This is a genomic window from Ignatzschineria sp. LJL83, from assembly GCF_054871845.1.
This window is the reverse complement of sequence record NZ_JBTXLY010000002.1, coordinates 126576-147607: the sequence shown is the minus strand read 5'-3', so window position 1 is coordinate 147607 and position 21032 is coordinate 126576. Positions and strand designations below refer to the sequence as shown.

Genomic DNA, 21032 nt, shown 5'->3' with positions numbered 1-21032 from the left:
CTATTAATTAAACAGGTTCTAGCCCATCATTGTGGTAAATGTTGAAACAGTTGCTCCAACACGAATAATCGCCCATACAATGCCAAGACCGATGATTGTTAAAATCACTTTCATTGCGCTTAAAAGAACAATACGCTGACATGTTTTACTCACGTAATCTTCAATCACAACTTGAAGACCAAGAATTGCGTGATAAAACGCCGCTACAATGAAGACAATTAAAAGAACCGTATTAATCGGTGTTCCAACCCACATCATTACTTCTTCATAACTTTTGCCATAAAGTGCTGCAAAGCTAAAAGCAAACCAAAGGAAAAACACAGCGAGTACCACTGCTGAAACTTTCTGTGCTAACCATGAGCGTGATCCTGAATGTGTAGATCCTAAGCCTTTAACACGACCTAATTCTGATTGATATCTTTTCATGATTACCCCTTAGAATGAAAAACCAACGATAATAATCAAAACTGCTAAAACTGGTGCTACGATTTGCACCATTTTTGCACTCTTTTTCGCTGATTCAATATCAACACCTTTGCCTGCATCCCAGAAAAGATGACGAATACCATTACAGAAATGGTAACAAGCAGCAAATGTTCCAGCGATCACAAGAATAATCACAAGCGGGTTTGTTAAAACGCTTGTCATAGTCTTGAATGCTGCTGGACCTGCCGCTAAGGATGCAAACCATGCTCCGATTACAAATAATACTAAAACTAATGCAATTCCCGATAAACGATGTAAAAAACTCATTACTGACGTAATTTGTAATTTATAGCCGCTACCGAGCATAAATGGCGATATCGGCCGTTTATTTTGACTCATAGATGGACTCCAATAATTAATAATATTTACATACAGATTAAACCTAAGTTGCATCAGTTTGCCAACTTATGACAAACTTTTCAATCTTCCTGTTACAAATCGGTAAGATATTAAGCAAATTGTTACTCTTTCATCTCTAAGAGCGCTCAAGAGCCTCTATTGGCGCTAAGTCTGCAGCCTTCTTCGCAGGGAAATAACCAAATAATATTCCTATAAAAAAAGCAGCCAAAAAAGAAAATACAATAGAAGGAATTGAAAAGCTCAGAGGAATAAAATCACCTGCTTGCTGAATTAAAAGACCCACAGCTAATGCAAAAGATACCCCTATTGCTCCTCCCAACAAACAGACCAAGATTGCTTCTATAATGAACTGCTGGGAAATATCGCTTTTTCTCGCGCCAACAGCCATTCTCATCCCTATCTCTCTTCTTCGCTCAGCCACTGATACTAACATAATATTCATCACTCCAATACCTCCAACTAATAAAGATATGAGCGCAATCGAGGTAATTAAAACCCTAAGGATCAAAGTAGTTGATTCAACCATCTCTTTTATGGCATCCGCATTGTAAATAAAAAAATCTTTTTTGCCATGTAAGACTGTTAATGTATCTGTAATGCTTTTTTCTGCTAAAGAGATTTCCACATTATCTTTAACACGAATCGTAATATTCCTAAAAGAGGTTCCTCCGGTCATTCGCTTCATGGCACTAGAATAAGGAATCCAAATAGACATATTCTCACTACTAAATAATCCTTGCGATTTCGATGCCGCAACGCCGATAATCTTGACAGGTAATTGTCCTAAAATAATGACTTGTCCAATAGGATTCTCTCCATTACCAAAGAACGTTTTCACGGTATTTTCATCCACAACCGCTTCTAATGCTAAAGAGTCCTCGCTAGCTTCATCAAACGCAATTCCCTGGGTAATATCATAACCCTGCACATCAAAAAATTGAGAGCCAACGCCTTGCACTTGTGTACCCACTGCTGAAATATTCCCAAAGCGTGCTTCCACTACTGCTGAAATTACAGGTGTGACACTATGAATAAAGGGTTGCTCTTTTAAGATTTCAACATCACTGGGCTGAAGCGATTGAATGCTTTGAGATCGCCGATCCCCAAATCCTGTACCGGGATATACCGTTAAGGTATTCGTTCCCATCAAACGAATATCTGCAATAATTTGATCTGTCGATCCACGGCCTAAAGCAATCACTAGAACCACTGAAGATATTCCGATAATAATGCCAAGCATCGTTAAAAACGTGCGCATTCTTTGCATTTTCATGGAAATAATCGCCATTTTAAAGGCATTAGAGACCCGTTGAGATATCTGTGATATTCCTGAACTCTTCTTCCATCCTAACGTTTCATTCACATACTCTTTTTTTAATGGTGGTTCTGCTGAGTTGATTCTATCCGCAAGAATCTCCCCATCCTTAATCTCTATAACGCGATTTGCATGTGCGGCAACATCAGGATCGTGTGTGACCATAATGATCGTATGGCCAGCATCATTCAGCTCTTTTAAGATTTCAAGAACCGCTTTCCCGCTTTCACTATCTAACGCTCCGGTGGGCTCATCCGCCAAAATAATATCCCCACCGTTCATGAGCGCCCTTGCGATACTTACGCGTTGCTGTTGCCCACCGGATAATTGTGTAGGGTAATATTCTACCCGCTCTTCAAGCCCTAAACGGCGAAGCAGTTCTACAGCTCTCTGATGACGCAAATGTACCGGCATTCCCGAATAGATTGCCGGCATTTCAACATTTCCTTCCGCCGTTAAACTATTTAGAAGGTGATAGCGTTGAAAGATAAATCCAAAATTCTCACGGCGAAGTTCTGCAAGCTCATCTTCACTATATTGTGAAATTTCACGACCATTAAAGTGATAACTCCCGCCGGTAAGATAATCTAACCCGCCGATGATATTCATCAGAGTCGATTTTCCTGATCCGGAAGCTCCCATAATCGCAATAAATTCGCCTTTTTCAATTGTAAGAGTAATCCCCTTAAGGACTTCAACTTCCAGATCTCCCGACTGAAATGACTTTTGAAGATCTGTTAATTGAATGATAGGTGTTTGAGGCTGATCCATTATCGTCTTCTACCTCCACTACTTGGCATTGCCGCAATAGTTCCCGAAGATTCCGCCGTAATCACTTTATCTCCTTCTTGAAGCCCTGATAATACCTCTATCATAATATTATTAGAAACTCCTACTTCTATCTCCCGAGGAGAGATCTCGCCAGTTAATTCATTATCGAGCACCCAAACTTGCCGATGATCACCTTTCGAAACTGTCTTTTCTTCAACATGACTTGGTTGATATCTTAAAGCTGAAACGGGGATTGTCAGGACATCTTTTTGATCCTCCAAGACGATATACACTTGGGTAGACATTCCAATATAAAATTTTTGATCCGGATTTTGCACATCAAACAGACCATTATAGTAAACGGCTTCTGTAAAATTGGTAACCGCATTTCCGATAGTAGTTTGAAAGGTTTCCGTTGCAGGTTCAATCTGTCTCAAGACAGCTTCATAACGTTTATTCGGCTCCCCTAAGATGGAAAAATATGCCGGCATTCCTACCGTAAGTTTCGTCACATCTGCTTCCGAAATTTGCGCTTTAATGGTCATCACGGATAAATCCGCCACTTTGACAATCGTTGGAGCTGTTTGTGTGGAGTTTACGGTTTGCCCTTCTTTTACAACGGTTGCTACAACAATGCCATCTATAGGCGATGTAATTTTAGTATAAGTAAGATCAATTTCAGCGGTATCGAGCGCAATTTGTGATTGGGCAATTTGAGCGATGAGAGCATCTAATTCTGCTTCATATACTTTCAAATTTGCTTCAGCCGTATCCACCTCTGAACGAGTTGTAGCGCCATTTCGAATTAATTTTTGTTGTCTTTCCAAATGAATACGAGCATTGAGTAATTGCGCTTCTTTCGCAACTTTAGAAGCAATGGCATTTTTTAAGCGTGCATCACTATCTTTGACCGAGTTCTGCTGAGGTAAATCATCAATTTCAACTAATAATTCTCCTTTTTCAACCGAATCTCCTAGCGCAACATACATATTTTTCACTTGCCCTGAAACCTGAGCTCCCACATCCACTTGCTGAGAAGCCTCCATTTTTCCATACGCTAAGATATTGACTTCTATATCTTCTCTAGCAATTGGAGATGTTAGATAATCGATTTTTTTAGTCGTCGATGAAGAAAAATATAATCCTCCTATAATGATGAGTAAGATCAAAAATAGAATTCTTTTCTTATATTTTTTTATACGCATAAATTATCCTTTACAGTTACCATCAGCCCATCATCTCCCACTATGAAAGTTAAAAAAAGACATTATAAACCACTTAAATAAAAACTAACTCATTGAATAATAAATATTAATGGTATATAGTTTTTGACAATATATTATTAATTAATATATTAACCTCCATATTTACAATTTATTAAAAAGGAATATATTATGTTTCAAGGCATTTTAGATTTAGTATACGGTTTTATGACTGCTTTAGGTGCGCTTTTAGGCTTCTAAATCCATAACCGATCAATACTTAAGCCGACTACGACCTCCGAAGTCGGCTCTTTTTACTAATTTTTTCGTTATTCATAAGCTTCATTCCTGATGTACAGCCGACTTCTTCCCACTCTATCCATACATCTCAATAAACATTAAATATTATTTTTGAGTACGCTTTCTATTTACCTTCAAGTTTATATCTCGTCAAAATAGCAGTCTAAAACGTATTACTTAAATTAATCTTAAATGAAATTACTAGAACTACAGTGATCATTGGAATTCGCCATAGTAGAACGTATAATGCTTCCTAAACTTTCTCAATTTAGCATTCATTATATAAGGCAAAAGCAAAAGACTCATGGAAAATAATTTACGAACCCTTGATCTTGCAGTTGTAATTCAGCATGCAGCGAAACAAGAAGATCAGCCTATCTATCTTAATAAAGATGAAGCAACAGAATTATTACAAACAATTGGGCAAAATATTGCACAATATTATCCCCAAATTCAAAATTACGGTCTGATTGGTGTTGGTTCAATTTATCATCTTCATCAAATTATTCGCCCTAACTTCCCCATTTATGCGCAATTATTTGAACTCTCAAAAATTCGTTTTAGAGCCAATCATTTTGAACCATCCATTATCGGTATTGGGACAGAAGATCAATTTGATGTCACCCATTTCAATAAAGAAACCAATGACTTTGCAGATGTGTTGCAAGTTCTTCCTTTCACAATTGTGATGCCGGAAAATGAAGATTCTGAGAAATTCATTAAACTTCTTGAATCTGAACTCATTACGAAAGCGCATTTAAATGGTAAGGTTGTTGAAGATTTCAACAACGCGTTTGATCAAGATATCATGAATATGTCGATCGTGACGTTAGCCGATCTCAATGGTTTATTTGCATCGCAATTAATTCAAATCGGATTAGAAGAGCTCTGGGAAATCCTACAAGCAGTGATTTTCGATCAGACAGAAAAACTGAATACGCTTGGTAGTGGTCATATCATGTATTGGAAGCTTGATGAAGTTGCTTTCTATACAGCACATCAATCTATTTATGATGAAGCGATGAGCGATTATGTTCAAGATTATGAAACGTATGCACTCACAACAATGCGTTTAGAGCATCTCTTCAAAATGCATAAGATCCCTTACAGCAAAATTGAAGTCATGGATCTTGAGTTCTTTAAAGGCTCAATGAGTATTGATAAAGCAAGAGCTCAACTCACTTCTCACATTAAAGCTCTATAGTATTAAGGAACATACTACAAACAATCTTATAAACTACTTTATGAATGTTTGTCACGATAATTTCAAATACAACAAAAAACCTCAATCTATGACAGATTGAGGTTTTATTTTTGGTTTCCCAAATGAATCTAAACTCTTTATCTCAGTACTAAGCCCCTAAAACATAGAGCTTAAATTTTCCCGTGACAGTTTTTGAATTTCGCACCTGAACCACAAGGGCATTCATCATTACGACCCACATGGAATAAGTCATGCTCTTCTTCTGTTAGAACAATCGCGCCATGACAAGCTGAATATGGCTTGCCTGAACCACAAGGGCACGCTTCTTCATATTCATCTTCTTTAATATTGCCGATCTCATCTGCTAAACGCTCTAAATCTTCTAAGTTTGTGATTGAACCTTCAATCAATTTCTCTTCATATTTAGTAGGTGCATCTAAAGTTTCTTTGACTTCTTCCGGAGATTCAACACGAATCACAACATTACTTAAGAAACGAATCGTTTTGTAATGGATTTGATTAAGCATCTCTTCAAAAAGTGCAAATGATTCACGCTTGTACTCTTGTTCAGGACGGCGTTGACCATATGCACGAAGCTGAATTCCTTGACGCAAGTAATCCATTGCCGCTAAATGCTCTTTCCACTGTCCATCTAACACTTCAAGCAATACCGATTTCTCAAAACGTCTAAATTGCGTTGGATCGGTCGCAACACCCGCCTGCTCTTCTTTTTCAGCATACAGTCTTTCACTCTCTGCAAGAACTGCATCATAAATAGCTTCTTCTGTCAGATTTGGATCTTCTGCTAATTGTTTTTCAAAATCAAGATCAATACGGAATTCTGTACTCAAGACTTCCGTTAAGCCTTTTAAATCCCACTGTTCTGCATAGCTTTGTGGCGGTACATATTTGGCAACCACATCACCAAATACTTCTTCACGCATCATTTTGACAGCATTTGTAATATCACTTGCTTTCAAAATATCATCACGTTGCTGATAGACAATTTTACGTTGATCATTGGCAATATCATCATATTGAAGAAGGTTTTTACGCATATCAAAGTTATGCCCTTCTACTTTACGCTGTGCATTTTCAATGGAACGTGTAATCATGCGATGCTCAAGCGCTTCGCCATTTCCCATTCCAAGGCTTTCCATAATGCCACGCATTTTTGGATTCATGAAGATACGCATTAAATGGTCATCTAATGAGAGGTAGAAACGTGAAGAACCCACATCTCCTTGACGTCCCGCACGACCACGAAGCTGATTATCAATACGGCGAGATTCGTGTCTTTCCGTACCAATAATATGCAATCCACCTAATTCTAAAACTTCTACTTGACGCTCTTTCGCGCGATCTCTCAATGCTTGCAGATCCGCTTCTGTTGCATTTGGATTTGCTTCAAGTAATGCTTCTTCTTCAAGCGCAACGTTTCCACCAAGTACAATATCCGTTCCACGTCCTGCCATGTTCGTAGCAATTGTAATCGATCCCGGAACACCAGCACGACCCACAATATACGCTTCACGTTCATGTTGTTTTGCGTTTAATACTTCATGCGGAATATTTTGCGCTTTTAAAAGCTCTGCAATTAATTCAGATACTTCAACAGATGCCGTTCCTACCAATACCGGTTGCTTGCGCTCATGACAATCTAAAATATCTTTAACGATTGCTTCATATTTCTCTTTCTGCGTTAAGTAGATGAGATCTCCGAAATCCTTACGTTGAATCTGACGATTTGTTGGAATCACAACTACTTCAAGACCGTAAATTTCTAAGAATTCCGGTGCTTCAGTATCTGCTGTTCCCGTCATTCCTGATAATTTGTCATAAATACGGAAGTAATTTTGGAATGTGATAGATGCAAGCGTTTGGTTCTCAGGCTTCACTTCTACGCTTTCTTTCACTTCAATTGCTTGATGTAAACCATCTGACCAACGGCGACCGGCAAGGGTTCTTCCTGTATGTTCATCAACAATCACAACTTCGCCATCTGCCACAATATAATCTACATCGCGCTGGAAGATATAGTGCGCACGTAAGCAGTTATCAACATGATGATAAAGCTTTAAGTTATGGCTATCGTAAAGGCTATCGCCTTCATTCAGAAGACCTGCTTCTGCAAGTAACTTCTCTAGATGCAAATGCCCTGTTTCTGTCAGGTTTACTTGCTTATCTTTTTCATTAATCTCAAAATCCACCGCGCCTTCGGCATTCGGTTTCGTGAGCATTGGGATAATTTTATTCACCGCATGATAGAGCTCTGCACCGCCTTCTACAGGTCCTGAAATAATCAGTGGCGTTCTTGCTTCATCAATTAAGATGGAGTCAACTTCGTCAATCACGGCAAAATAAAGAGGTCTTTGCACTTTTTGTGACAGATCAAACACCATGTTGTCACGAAGGTAGTCAAAGCCTAATTCGTTGTTTGTGGCATAAGAGATATCTGCTTCATACGCGGATTTTTTCTCAGGAAGAGATTGATTCGATGCCACAACCCCAACTGATAATCCTAAATAATTATAAACTCGTCCCATCCACTCAGCATCACGCTTGGCTAAGTAATCATTGACCGTTACAACATGAACCCCTTTCCCAGCAAGTGCATTGAGATATACAGCGAGAGTGGCAACTAAGGTTTTCCCTTCCCCTGTTCTCATCTCGGCAATACGTCCTTTATGGAGCATATATCCACCAATCAATTGCACATCATAATGGCGCATACCCATTACTCTGCTTGAAGCTTCACGCATCGTTGCGAATGCTTCCGGCAATAGATCATCTAATGTTTCTCCATTCTTTAGACGCTCTTTAAAGAGATTGGTTTGTCCCTTTAATTCCTCTTCCGACATCGCACGCATTGTTTCTTCTAATGCATTAATTTGTACGACATAACGCATCGCTTCTTTGATCATACGATCGTTACGTGTACCAAAGATTTTTCGGATCAATTTATTAATCATCTGAGACCTTTAACCAATTCAAAGTTGTAATAATTATTATTTTTTAAAATTATTTCGTATTATTTCGCAATAAGCCATTATTTTATAAGCGTACTATAGTACATTATTTTGCTCGTAAACTTAACGGCTAATTATCAATATGGGGAGAAATTATTGAGTTTCAACCCAATTATTGCGGTGGATTAATTCATCGGCAATTATATAGCCTAATTTATCGGCAATATTATGGGATGCTGTTTTCAAAATACTTTCCACTTCAAGTGCATGATAATTGGTAAGTCCTCGACCGATTTCACGGCCAGATTCATCTAAACAGACAATGATATCGCCACGATCAAATGCACCATCCACCGCAATCACTCCGATTGGCAATAAACTTTTCCCATCTTCCAAAAGCGCTTTTACGGCTCCATCATCAATAGTAATACGTCCTTTGATCTGCTTCTGCCCTAAAATCCAACGTTTTTTCGCCGTAATACGTGAGCCATCGGCATTGAGCTTTGTGCCCACTTGCGTACCTTGCGCAATAGAGAGAAGTGCATTTTCACGATCGCCTTTCACAATATACGTCGTTGTTCCAGAGGTTGCGGCAATATGAGATGCCATGATCTTGGTATACATACCACCCGTTCCAAAACGGCCGCCTTCACTTGTCACCATTCCAAGGAGTCGTTCATCATGCGCATCGGCTTCTGTAATCATCTTCGCATCTGGATTTTTACGAGGATCAGCTTCATACACACCTTCCTGATCCGTTAAAATCACATAGACATCTGCTTCAATCAAGCTTGCCACTAATGCGCCGAGCGTATCGTTATCGCCAAATTTAATTTCTGAAAATGAAATGGTGTCATTTTCATTAATTACCGGCACTGCGCGATATTGAAGGAGTGTGTTGATGGTATTTTTAATATTGAGATAACGCTGACGATCAGATGCGTCTTCATGGGTTAATAAAATTTGCCCAACATTTAAGCCAAACGGAGAAAACCCACTGCTCCATGCATTCACAAGCGCTGATTGTCCGACTGAAGCGGCAGCTTGAAGTTCATTTAAGAATTGAGGCCTCTCATTCCACTCTAAAAGCTTCATGCCTTCAGCAACTGCGCCGGATGACACAATTACCACATCAATGCCGAGCTCTTGCAACGCATGAATTTGCTCACACCAATGATTCACGCGTGCTTCATCCACGCCTTGCCCATCATTTGTGATCATTGCGCTACCAATTTTAATGACCCATGTACTTTTATCGGTACTCTTTTCCGTACTTCTTTCTGCCGTTCTTGCCATAAATAATCAACACTCTTACAGTTATCAATTCGTTTTATACTAAATGTTCTGCGCTATTCTAGCACCTTGGTAATTTTATCTGTTAATATAATCAGAATGTATACAGATGTTGTATCAGAGTTATAAAAATGATGAAAAATTGTTCGAATTCTGCACTACGATAAGCCCATTTGATACTGATTTCTTACCAGAAATAACCAGTTTAAAATCTCCCCAAAAGAGAGATTTATAAGCACTATCTTCATAAAAGACCGCTTTCCATAAGACTTATCTCTTTTAATAGGTTCACAGGTTCCTTGAGCCATGAAAACGATATTCGTGAATCATCACGAACGAGCGTTTTTGGTTGCTTGATAGTTCTCGTTTGCAGATATTCTTCATTCTCATATTTATATAACTTAAACTTTATTTGAGGTTTACAAGCATTACGCTAGAGTAATAACCCTCACCAATATAAGAAGATAGTGGATATAAAAATGATAGCAAAAACACTTTACGAAAAGATTTGGAATGATCACGTTGTCCGTACTGAAGAAGATGGCACAGCGCTCCTTTATATTGATCGTCACATCATTCACGAAGTTACTAGCGCACAAGCATTTGAAGGTCTTGAAAAAGCAGGACGCAAACTCTGGCGCAAAAACTCAATCGTCGCAATGGCAGATCACAATACACCAACAACGAGTGATATTGACAACATTGCCGATCCTATTGCACGACTTCAAGTGGATACGCTTCATAAAAATGCAACAGAACATAACCTTGCATATTTCCCAATTGGCGATGCTCGCCGTGGAATCGTGCATGTTGCCGGCCCTGAACAAGGCGCAACATTGCCGGGAATGACCATTGTTTGTGGAGATTCTCATACAGCAACGCACGGCGCTTTTGGTGCGATTGCTTTCGGAATCGGTACAAGTGAAGTTGAACATGTGATGGCAACGAGTTGTCTTGTTCAGAAAAAATCAAAAACCATGAAGATTGATGTGGTGGGTAAACTTGCGCCAAATGTCACGGCGAAAGACCTAATCCTTGCGATTATCGGAGAGATCGGTACAGCCGGCGGTACAGGTTATGCCATTGAGTTTAGCGGCGAAGCTGTGAGAAATCTTTCAATGGAAGGCAGAATGACCATGTGTAACATGGCAATCGAAGCCGGCGCTCGTGTTGGGCTTGTCGGCGTTGATAATACAACGATTGAATATGTAAAAGATCGTCCATTTGCGCCAAAAGCGGAAGATTGGGAACAAGCGGTTGCATACTGGAATACGCTTCATACAGATGAAAATGCAGAATTTGATAAAGTGATTACCATTGATGCCAGCAAAATTGAGCCACAAGTAAGCTGGGGAACAAGCCCTGAAATGGTGATCGGCATTAATGAACTCATTCCTGATCCTGCAAAAGCGAGCAATCCTGTGCAAAAAGAGAGCATTGAGAAAGCGCTTAAATATATGGGCTTGGAAGCAAATCAATCTCCGAAAGATATCAAGATTGATAAAGTTTTCATCGGTTCCTGCACAAACTCACGTATTGAAGATATTCGTGATGCGGCAAAAATGGTAAAAGGTAAGAAAAAAGCGGATAACGTGAAGCTTGCAATGATCGTTCCGGGATCCGGTCTTGTGAAAGCGCAAGCGGAACAAGAAGGCTTAGATCAAATCTTTATTGATGCCGGCTTTGAATGGCGTGAACCAGGTTGCTCAATGTGTTTAGCGATGAACCCTGATCGCCTCGAACCTTACGAGCATTGCGCTTCTACTTCAAACCGAAACTTTGAAGGTCGTCAAGGCGCTGCTGGCCGTACGCACTTAGTGAGCCCTGCGATGGCAGCTGCTGCCGCAATTGCCGGTCATTTTGTTGATATTCGTGAATTAAACTAGTTTTAGGAGTAAAAATTATGCAACCTTTTGTCACTCATACAGGAATTGTTGTTCCGCTTGATCGTGCGAACATTGATACTGATGCGATTATTCCTAAGCAATTTTTAACAAGTATCTATAAAACAGGATTTGGCCCAAATCTATTCGATGAATGGCGTTACATGGATCGTGGCGCGCCGGGAATGGATAATAGTAAGCGTCCGCTCAACACGGAGTTTTCACTTAATCAACCTGAGTATTCTGATGCAACCATTTTGCTTGCTCGTGATAACTTTGGCTGTGGATCTTCCCGTGAACATGCGGTTTGGGCATTAACAGATTATGGTTTCCGCTCTGTGATTAGCTCAAGCTATTCAGATATCTTCTTCAATAACTGCTTTAAAAATGGCTTCTTACCCATTCGTTTAACAGAAGAAGAAGTCGATCAGCTCTTTCAATTAGCAGCGCAATATTCTGATTTAGAAATTACGGTGGATCTTCCAGCGCAGAGCGTAACCGCTCTACAAAATGGCGAAGTGAAAGCAGGTCCTTTTAACTTTGATATTGATGCCTTTCGTAAACATTGCATGATTAATGGCTTAGATGACATTAGCTTAACGCTAGAACATCAAGATGATATTCGTGCTTATGAAGCAAAACGCGCACAAGAAGCACCATGGATTTTTAAAGATTAGTAAACCCCATCACTTTTAATAAAATTTCATGAAAAAATGCCGGTATTGTCATTCAATGCCGGCATTTTTATTGTTCTGTTTTATGTCTTATGTTTTCTGATACTCGTATTTGCTTATATCAATTGCAACAACTGATAAATCGGCAACGTCTTCAGCAAAAACTCATTGACAAGCGTTTCTAGCTTTTCAAGATTTTCAGCTTCCGTCTTTAAAGTTTCTCCATCGTGCATCAACAATTGATTATTTTTTTGTAGCACTTTCCATACAAACGGAACGATATCCGCTGTTTCATGACAACCATCGAGATAAGCGAGAATCATCAAACGATCTAGTCGCCCAACTTGTACAGCTCCGCCACTCACAGGACTTACTAAGTAACTAATCTCCATCCCCGTTAAGCTATGCTCGATAATATATTTATTAAGCAATTGACAGCTTTTTCGGCTACTGTCGATAATCTGCTCTTCTTGTACAACCACGATTTTTTCCATGGCATGTAAAATGGCGAGCGCTTGCCCAATATTCTCTAAATTTTCATTCGGCAAGACAGCTTCTATCTCGGAAAAAGTATGAATATGATGATCCGAAAGCAGATTGGCAATAGGTTCATAAATCCCCGGTAATAATGTCACAGAGCGATAACTGGCAATATCAAGCTTCTCCGGCAATTCTGTAATCGCGACAAAACGAAGTTGCTGCCATAACTTTTCTATCTGTAACTGCGGTAATTCTCTCGGGCCTTTCATCCAGATATCGGTTCTAAATTGAGTATTTAACAGATAATCTTTCACTAATTGCGCAAACATCGGATCTTTAATTCCCTGCCAAAACTCCCGTTGCTCAGGAGAAAATAATCCCGGCGCAAAATCTTGCACGAAATTAGAAGAGCAAACATAACTAATCTTGGCAGATTCTAAGTAACTTCCCATATCTGAAAAATACATCGGATCCCAATCTCGATTAAAATATTCATGGGCTAAATAGTGAGGATCTTGACCTGCAATTCGCTCTACTTGCTCGGCAATAGAGGCATTTTTTCGGGTTAGGTTTTCACTCAAATGGATCAATTCTTTGGTAAAACTGACTGCATCATTGACCTTATTGACAGTTCCTTGCCCTTTAGATCCCATGATATGCGCATGCTCTGCCAACATATGGCGTACCGGCATTTTTGCAGACCAGCCTGGTAATGTGTTGTAGCTCACATATAAAATGCCACCGATCTTGAGTTTATTTCGAATAAAATTCACGAGCACTTTACGATTCTCATCTGAAATCCACGACCAAATTCCATGCAGACAGATAAAATCAAAATCAGGAAGATCTTCTCTGTGACAAAACTCTTCAAAAGTTTGATCAAAAAGATGAATATCTTCCTGTGATTGATGTGCTAACTCTTTCGCAAAACTGGCATGAGAAGGATTAAAATCTGTTCCCCACCATTCAATCTCACTATTAGCGGCCGCATGCGCATTAATTGAAACGCCTTGCCCAAACCCCAACTCACAGGCTGTTTTAATATTAGGCAGTGCCATATTCTTCACTAATAGTGGCAATAGCAAGTTGTTGGGATTCAATCCTGAATAATATCCATACGTATAACCAATATCACTAATATATCCATCTGACCAATTCGACATCACTATCTCCACAGCGCTATAAGATTAATAAATAAAAATTAATTAAAAATATGATTATTACAATATAATATATGTAAATTATTTACATTTTATTTTATATATTCGTAATTATATTTTTCATAGATCTGTTTTCGAATGAATCTCATAAGCTTTGCAAAACCAAGGATGACGATGAGAAATAGGAAATAGGACATGATCTAAAGATATGCCATTTCCTAGCCTTTCATTCCCTTTTCTAGTCTTTCATAGCTTTCCTATCCTTTAAAGCATTTAACGAACCTGTAATGCTACTGATAGCATTACGACAAGCTTGTAAATTTGAAATCAAAAAAAGCCGACAAGCTGATGCTGTCGGCTGTAATTGTATAAATTAGAGCTCTAGATTCTTAACTAGATTCTACTTACTCGTAAACATTTCACTCGTAAAATCCACTTCGCCTGTTTCTACTTTATAGAAAGCGCCGGCAATACCGATTTCACCATTTTCATACATGGTTTTTAATACTGAACTCTTATCTAAGATATGCCCAATCGTATGTTCTACATTATGAAATGCAACGAGATCCACCGCTTCTTTAGACTCGATATCAATGCCTTTATGGGTTTCTTTTACATGCTTGATAGATGGTTTCACTTTCGCTAATAGATCCGTTAAATGCCCAAGCTCCGTGCCACAACAAGCGCCGGTAATGGCGCCACAATGAGAATGCCCTAAAACCACAATAAGCTTCGATCCTGCAAGTTTACACGCAAATTCCATCGAACCAATAATATCGTCATTTAATACATTACCGGCAATTCTTGCACTAAAGATATCGCCCAAGCCTTGGTCAAAGATAAGCTCTGCTGAGGTTCGGCTATCAATACAACTTAAAATAATCGCAAACGGAAACTGCCCTGTTTTCGTTTCATTCACTTGTTCTAATAAATTACTATGCGCTTTTAAGTTCGCAACAAAGCGTTTATTCCCTTCTTTTAAAAATTTAAGGGCTAACTCCGGCGTTAAAGATTGCTGGTCTTCCGTATTATGTAATCTCATTATGTAGTTTCTTCTTTGTTTGATCGATTCATCACATAACTTAAATTGTTATTAAATTATGCAGACAGTTGAGCAGTTTACTCTGATTTTGCCTAAAAGATGAGAAATTGAAAAAAATTACTGCAATTTTTGCTCAAAAAACTATCACAATTAGATCGTAATTCCATGAATCAATCCATGCTAATCTATTTTAAATAACTGAAATAGCCCTTAACGCTGACATAAATTTCAAATTTCAGCGCTAAACGGTTAAAATTGGTAAGATTGATTTCTTAGTGATTCATTCCGCTGTTTACATTGACTGTAAATATCTCGTTGAATGAATCACAATCCGCATGACAATAGAGATCACGCACTTACGAAACACATTTTAATATGATTGAAATGATTAAAAGATGCTGTTAAAAACGTTGATAACTTCACATTTTTACGGCATTTTTTACGATTATTTCTACAACCATAAAGTATAAAGATTCCATGAAGACTAATGAAATTCGCCGTAAATTTATAGACTTCTTTGTGAGCAAAGGCCACAAAGAAGTTGCTTCGAGCTCTCTGCTCCCTGCAAATGATCCGACACTTCTATTCACAAATGCCGGTATGAATCAGTTTAAAGACTGTTTTCTTGGCCTTGAAAAACGTGATTATGTGACAGCTGCCACATCACAAAAATGTGTGCGTGCCGGCGGTAAACATAATGACTTAGAAAATGTGGGCTTTACTGCTCGCCATCATACTTTCTTTGAAATGCTCGGTAACTTCAGCTTCGGCGATTACTTCAAAGAGAAAGCAATTGCGTATGCTTGGGAACTTTTAACAGAAGTCTACAAATTACCGGCAGAAAAATTATTAGTGACGGTTTATCACACAGATGATGAAGCGTTCAAAATTTGGAATGAACAGATCGGCATTCCGGCAGATCGTATTATTCGTATCGGCGATAAGGAAGATGGCTCTTCAGATAACTTCTGGCAAATGGGCGATACAGGTCCTTGTGGTCCTTGTTCTGAAATTTTCTACGATCACGGCGATCACATCTGGGGCGGCCCTCCAGGATCAGCTGAAGAAGATGGCGACCGTTTCATCGAAATTTGGAACCTTGTTTTCATGCAGTTTAATCGTGATGAAGAAGGCACACTCCATCCACTTCCAAATCCATCGATTGATACAGGAATGGGTCTTGAGCGTATTTCGGCAATTTTACAAAACGTTCATAGTAACTATGAAGTTGATATCTTTGTCAAACTCCTTGCAGCATCAGCGGCAGCCGTTGGTACAGAAGATTTAACGCATAACTCTCTGAAAGTATTAAGCGATCATATTCGCTCCGTTTCTTTCTTAATTGCCGACAACATTCTTCCTTCAAACGAAGGTCGTGGTTATGTGCTTCGCCGTATTATTCGCCGTGCGATTCGTCATGGTTATAAATTAGGTCAAAAAGATCTCTTCTTCTACAAAATTGTTCCGGCACTTGTGGCAGAAATGGGCGATGCGTATCCGCAATTGCAAGAGAAACAAGCTTTCATCATCGAAACCATTAAAGATGAAGAAAAACGCTTCTCAACAACCCTTGAGCATGGTTTAAAACTACTTGAAGCAGATATCAAAGCGCTTAATGGTGCAACTGAAATTCAAGGCGAAACCATTTTCAAACTCTATGATACTTACGGTTTCCCTGTTGACTTAACCAACGATATCGCTCGTGAACAAGGCTTAACGCTCGATATGGAAGGTTTTGAAAAATGCATGGAAGAACAACGTGAACGCGCTCGTGCAGCAAGTAACTTCGGCGCTGAAAAAATGCTCGATCTTCAACATGCTGATAAAACCACATTCCACGGTTACGACAAAGTTGAAACGCCGGCATCTATCGCATCTATTTTAGTTGCGGGCGAAGTTGTACCGGCAATTGCGGAAGGTACGGAAGCGATCTTGATTCTTTCCGAAACACCGTTCTACGGCGAATCAGGTGGACAAGTGGGCGACACGGGAATTATCAAAGGCGACAACTTTGAATTCTTAGTCAAAGATACGAAAAAACAGCAAGATGTTTTCCTTCATATTGGTGTTGTAAAATCTGGTGAAGTGAAGGCAGATGCAGCAGTAACAGCAATCATTGATAACGAGCGCCGTGAACTCATCAAAAAGAATCACTCGGCAACGCATTTAATGCATGATGCGCTTCAAGAGCTTTTAGGTTCACATATTGAACAGAAAGGTTCTTTGGTAACAGATGATCGTCTTCGTTTTGACTTCTCACACAATAAACCTGTGTCATTTGAAGAAATTCAAAATATCGAGCGCATGGTGAATGAAGCGATTCGTCAAAACTCCCCAATCGACATTAACGAAATGGCGATTGATGATGCGAAAGCAAAAGGTGCAATGGCGCTCTTTGGCGAAAAGTATGGCGATGTGGTTCGTGTGGTTGAAATGGGAAGCTCTATTGAACTTTGTGGCGGAACGCACGTTTCGGCAACGGGCGATATTGGTCTTTTCAAAATCACGCAAGAAACAGGAATTGCTGCCGGCGTTCGCCGTATTGAAGCGGTCACTGGCGGACAAGCCGTTGAAATTATGCTTGAACAAAGTGCAACGCTTAATGAGCTTGCAAGCACCTTGAAAACCGACAATGCGCACATTCTGGCAAAAGTAGATGCTTCCCTTGATGAGAGCAAAGCGTTTCGTAAAGAGCTTGCAAACTTACAATCGAAATTAGTATTTGCAAATCGCGGCGAAATCATTGCAAAAGCTTCTGATATCAATGGCATTAAAGTCATCGTCAGTCGTATTGATGGCGCAGATAATCGCTCACTTCGTGAACTTTGCGATAACTTGCAATCAGAAACTAAAGGCATCACGCTCTTAATCGCTGAAGTAGATGGCAGAGTTGCACTGGTAACAAGTGTTGATAAAGCACTCACTTCACAGCTGAAAGCCGGCGAGTTACTCAATGTTGCGGCAACAGAAGTTGGCGGAAAAGGTGGCGGTCGCCCAGATTCTGCAACAGGCGGCGGTACTGAACCTGCTAATATTCAAAAAGCGATTGATAGCGCACTTAATTGGATTAAAACAAAAATCTAAATTTCGATTTTTTAGTTAATTCAATGAGATAAAAATAAGAGCGATTATGTAGTGATCAGATTTCTCAATCATAGATCATCGCAAAGCTCAGAAACGGCATTGTAAGCTATACAATGCCGTTTTTTATCGCTACTATAAATCATCGAATGTATCATCAAATTCAAACTTTAAAAATTCTTGTAAAAACATATATCCTGAAATCAGTTTGAAATACTTTATTGCACAAAAAAGACTGATATGTGGCTGGAGCGAATGCTTGCATGCTTCCGAATATCGCGCGCCAGCAATGTAGATTCTTTTAAATTCTGACCGATTGCACGATATATCAATAAATACATTAAGAACATTACTAAACCTCATAAAATCTATCCCAGAATAGAGCGTTGCCAAGAAATCTAAGGAAACTATTCATGTCGATTATTCAAAAAGAAGCCCTTCTCGCTTACGAACCACAGCTTATTCAATATCGCCGGTATCTGCATCAATATCCGGAACTCTCCTTTGAAGAGACGAAAACTCGCGAATTTATCACTGCTGAGATAGGAAAACTGGAACATGCAACGATTTCTCATCCGGTTGGTAATTCCGTATTAGTGCGTTTTATTACCGGCAAACCAGGCCCTAAAATTGGGCTTCGTGGCGATATTGATGCATTAGCCATTGAAGAAGAGCGTGATGATATCGATTTTGTTTCTAAAAATCCCGGTAAAATGCACGCTTGCGGACATGATGCGCATACGGCAACCTTAATGATGGCATGCCATTATTTTAATGAGCATTTCGATGAACTTACCGGCGAAGTTTGGGCGATTTTCCAACATGCCGAAGAATTATTGCCGGGCGGTGCGCAAGAACTTGTGGCAACGGGACTTTTCCATGAGTTAGATTTTATGTATGGTCATCATTTGTGGACGTTGCTCCCAACCGGTACTATTGATCTAAAGGATGGCGCTGTGACTTCTAATACCGATATCTATACGGCAAAAATCTTTGGAAAAGGTGGACACTCTTCTGAACCACAAAACTGTATCGATCCTGTGGTGATTGCTTCCCATATCGTGACGCAGATGCAAACGGTTGTTGCTCGCCAAGTCGCACCACTTGAAGCCGGCGTATTAAGTAATACTTATATTAACGGCGGTCGTAAAAATGCGCTTAACGTCATTCCAAGTTATGCGGAAATCGGTGGAAGCGTACGTTCTACAACGCCGGAGATGCGAAAACTTTTCAAAAAATCAATTGTGCGCATTATTGAATCCAACTGTGAAAATTTCAACGCAACGTGTGAAATCGATTACCAATTCGGTTACGGCATGACTGATAACAATCTTGAGAAAACAGCTTTTGTCAGATCCCTTGCCGAGCAATTTACAGATGCCAACGTAATTGCCAATCCAACCTACTTAGCCGGCGAAGATTTCAGCGCCTTTGCCGAAATCATCCCTGCAACCTTTGCTTTTATCGGCGTTGGGAATGAAGAGAAAGATTGTATCTATCCGCACCATCATCCTAAATTCAATCTCGATGAAGATGGATTATTGCTCGGATTACAGATGTTTGTGAACGTTGTGATGAATTATCCAAAAGCATTCAAATAGGCTTCAAACAGGTTAATAACAAGATTTCAAATAAATAAATCTCTATAAAGTCATAAAAATCTGAACCTAAAACAGAAAAACTCCAAAGAACCTCTTGTTCATTTGGAGTTTTTTGATTTTAAAGAATAAATCTTATTTCCTTAATACATCTAAACTAGAATGCTCAACATTATCTAAAACGTTGCCATCACGATTTCCCCATCAATAAACGTGAAGATGGGATTGTAAGAACGATATCGCCTTTGATACAAATTTTGCCATTGAATCGGGGAATAGAGTGTTTTTCTTTTCTCATTCAGACGAAAAAGCTTTCCGTCCGCATAGATCTCTAAATCAAAATCATCGATCCCTAAATCACTAACGGGAGACCAGATATCTCTCTTCAAATCAAAATAAGGTTGGATTAATTGATCAAAAATAATTGCAAAATGTTGCTCAGGATCTTCGCCTTGATGCTGTGCGATATCGGTATTTCCTGGCTCAACTAATTTACGAATATCACGCCGACTCTTCCCGGCAAGTGCCCTTTTAATTTCTTGATACTTATTCCATAACTTCTGTTTATTCTCAGGCGTATCTTCAAAAGGCGTCGATCGATGAATCCAACTAAAGGGTTGAGAATGATGAACCATAAATTCTCGAGTTGCTATTTCCCTCCTAATCTCTCCCGTTCCATCTGATAATGAAGGTGCTTTTTCTGTATCAATCAAAGAAGAAACCATCTCATCTTGTTGATCTTTTCTAGATTCCTCCAAACTAAGAATCCAGCGATCATAATGATTAGTACTCTCTTTATTATCAACATACGTATAACGAATATGACTAACCTCTTTAGATTCTATTTCACCGGTATCTGGATTCTTAACTATTGCAATAATATTCAGATCACAATATCCACTCTTCATCGAATCATCGACAATTCCGGAAAGATTATCGACTTTAACAGCTAATACATTCCGATCAATATCTACAACGTTACCGATAGATTGAGTATATGAAAGTCCTTTGGGAACTCCATCCATTAAATCCATAGAATCAATCAGATAAACTCCATTAAGATGAGCCTGACAACCCATATTGTTAGCACTAAAATTCATCTGATAATGTACCGGCGTTTGCGTATTCGCCACACTCATTCCCATCATTGAAACCAGCAGAACACATATTCTTAAACCAAAAGATAATTGTTTTATCTTCATAAATCATTCCTT

Annotated in this window: 14 protein-coding genes; 5 read left to right on the top strand and 9 right to left on the bottom strand. The window is 39.2% G+C overall.

All coding sequences use genetic code 11. The features are described from left to right. Positions 1-18 precede the first annotated feature (18 nt). From sdhD to ACYSN2_RS02475, 4 genes are all read right to left on the bottom strand, one after another. Positions 19-426, bottom strand: coding sequence for a succinate dehydrogenase, hydrophobic membrane anchor protein (gene sdhD / locus ACYSN2_RS02490; RefSeq protein WP_461748685.1), 408 nt, complete (start codon positions 424-426; stop codon positions 19-21). A 9-nt stretch (positions 427-435) separates the two neighbouring features. Further along, positions 436-825, bottom strand: a complete 390-nt coding sequence (gene sdhC, locus ACYSN2_RS02485; RefSeq protein ID WP_461748684.1) for a succinate dehydrogenase, cytochrome b556 subunit — start codon at positions 823-825, stop codon at positions 436-438. Between the two features lie 136 nt (positions 826-961). Continuing rightward, complete coding sequence (locus ACYSN2_RS02480; protein WP_461748683.1) at positions 962-2932, bottom strand: MacB family efflux pump subunit; 1971 nt, start codon at positions 2930-2932, stop codon at positions 962-964. Beyond that, positions 2932-4137, bottom strand: coding sequence for an efflux RND transporter periplasmic adaptor subunit (locus ACYSN2_RS02475; protein ID WP_461748682.1), 1206 nt, complete (start codon positions 4135-4137; stop codon positions 2932-2934). Before ACYSN2_RS02475 ends, ACYSN2_RS02480 begins: the two co-directional genes overlap by 1 nt. A gap of 601 nt (positions 4138-4738) precedes the next feature. On the opposite strand from ACYSN2_RS02475, the gene ACYSN2_RS02470 reads away from it, so the two are divergent. Beyond that, a complete protein-coding gene (locus ACYSN2_RS02470) occupies positions 4739-5638 on the top strand; it encodes a hypothetical protein (protein WP_461748681.1) in 900 nt (299 codons plus the stop codon). Between the two features lie 170 nt (positions 5639-5808). On the opposite strand, the gene secA is transcribed toward ACYSN2_RS02470, so the two are convergent. Continuing rightward, complete coding sequence (gene secA / locus ACYSN2_RS02465; RefSeq protein ID WP_461748680.1) at positions 5809-8610, bottom strand: preprotein translocase subunit SecA; 2802 nt, start codon at positions 8608-8610, stop codon at positions 5809-5811. 150 nt (positions 8611-8760) lie between these two features. Beyond that, positions 8761-9903 carry a glutamate 5-kinase gene (proB, locus tag ACYSN2_RS02460; protein ID WP_461748679.1) on the bottom strand — a complete coding sequence of 381 codons (1143 nt, stop codon included), beginning with the start codon at positions 9901-9903 and terminating at the stop codon, positions 8761-8763. 476 nt (positions 9904-10379) lie between these two features. Here proB and leuC point away from each other — a divergent pair, with 476 nt between their 5' ends. Both leuC and leuD read left to right on the top strand, forming a co-directional pair. After that, on the top strand, positions 10380-11786 hold the full coding sequence (gene leuC, locus ACYSN2_RS02455) for a 3-isopropylmalate dehydratase large subunit (protein WP_461748678.1): 1407 nt from the start codon (positions 10380-10382) through the stop codon (positions 11784-11786). Between the two features lie 17 nt (positions 11787-11803). After that, positions 11804-12460 (top strand): 3-isopropylmalate dehydratase small subunit, encoded by a 657-nt coding sequence (leuD, locus tag ACYSN2_RS02450; RefSeq protein ID WP_461748677.1) that lies wholly within the window; start codon positions 11804-11806, stop codon positions 12458-12460. Positions 12461-12573: 113 nt separating this feature from the next. On the opposite strand, the gene ACYSN2_RS02445 is transcribed toward leuD, so the two are convergent. Both ACYSN2_RS02445 and ACYSN2_RS02440 read right to left on the bottom strand, forming a co-directional pair. Then, positions 12574-14100 carry a methyltransferase regulatory domain-containing protein gene (locus tag ACYSN2_RS02445; protein ID WP_461748676.1) on the bottom strand — a complete coding sequence of 509 codons (1527 nt, stop codon included), beginning with the start codon at positions 14098-14100 and terminating at the stop codon, positions 12574-12576. 397 nt (positions 14101-14497) lie between these two features. Beyond that, on the bottom strand, positions 14498-15139 hold the full coding sequence (locus ACYSN2_RS02440; protein ID WP_461748675.1) for a carbonic anhydrase family protein: 642 nt from the start codon (positions 15137-15139) through the stop codon (positions 14498-14500). A gap of 477 nt (positions 15140-15616) precedes the next feature. Between ACYSN2_RS02440 and alaS the strand changes: the two genes are divergently transcribed. Beyond that, the gene (gene alaS / locus ACYSN2_RS02435; protein ID WP_461748674.1) at positions 15617-18223 is read left to right on the top strand and encodes an alanine--tRNA ligase; all 2607 of its coding nucleotides are present in this window, start codon (positions 15617-15619) and stop codon (positions 18221-18223) included. Between the two features lie 410 nt (positions 18224-18633). Next, positions 18634-19821 carry an amidohydrolase gene (locus ACYSN2_RS02430; RefSeq protein ID WP_461748673.1) on the top strand — a complete coding sequence of 396 codons (1188 nt, stop codon included), beginning with the start codon at positions 18634-18636 and terminating at the stop codon, positions 19819-19821. 173 nt (positions 19822-19994) lie between these two features. Here ACYSN2_RS02430 and ACYSN2_RS02425 read toward each other — a convergent pair whose 3' ends face one another. Next, on the bottom strand, positions 19995-21020 hold the full coding sequence (locus ACYSN2_RS02425) for a hypothetical protein (protein ID WP_461748672.1): 1026 nt from the start codon (positions 21018-21020) through the stop codon (positions 19995-19997). Positions 21021-21032 lie beyond the last annotated feature (12 nt).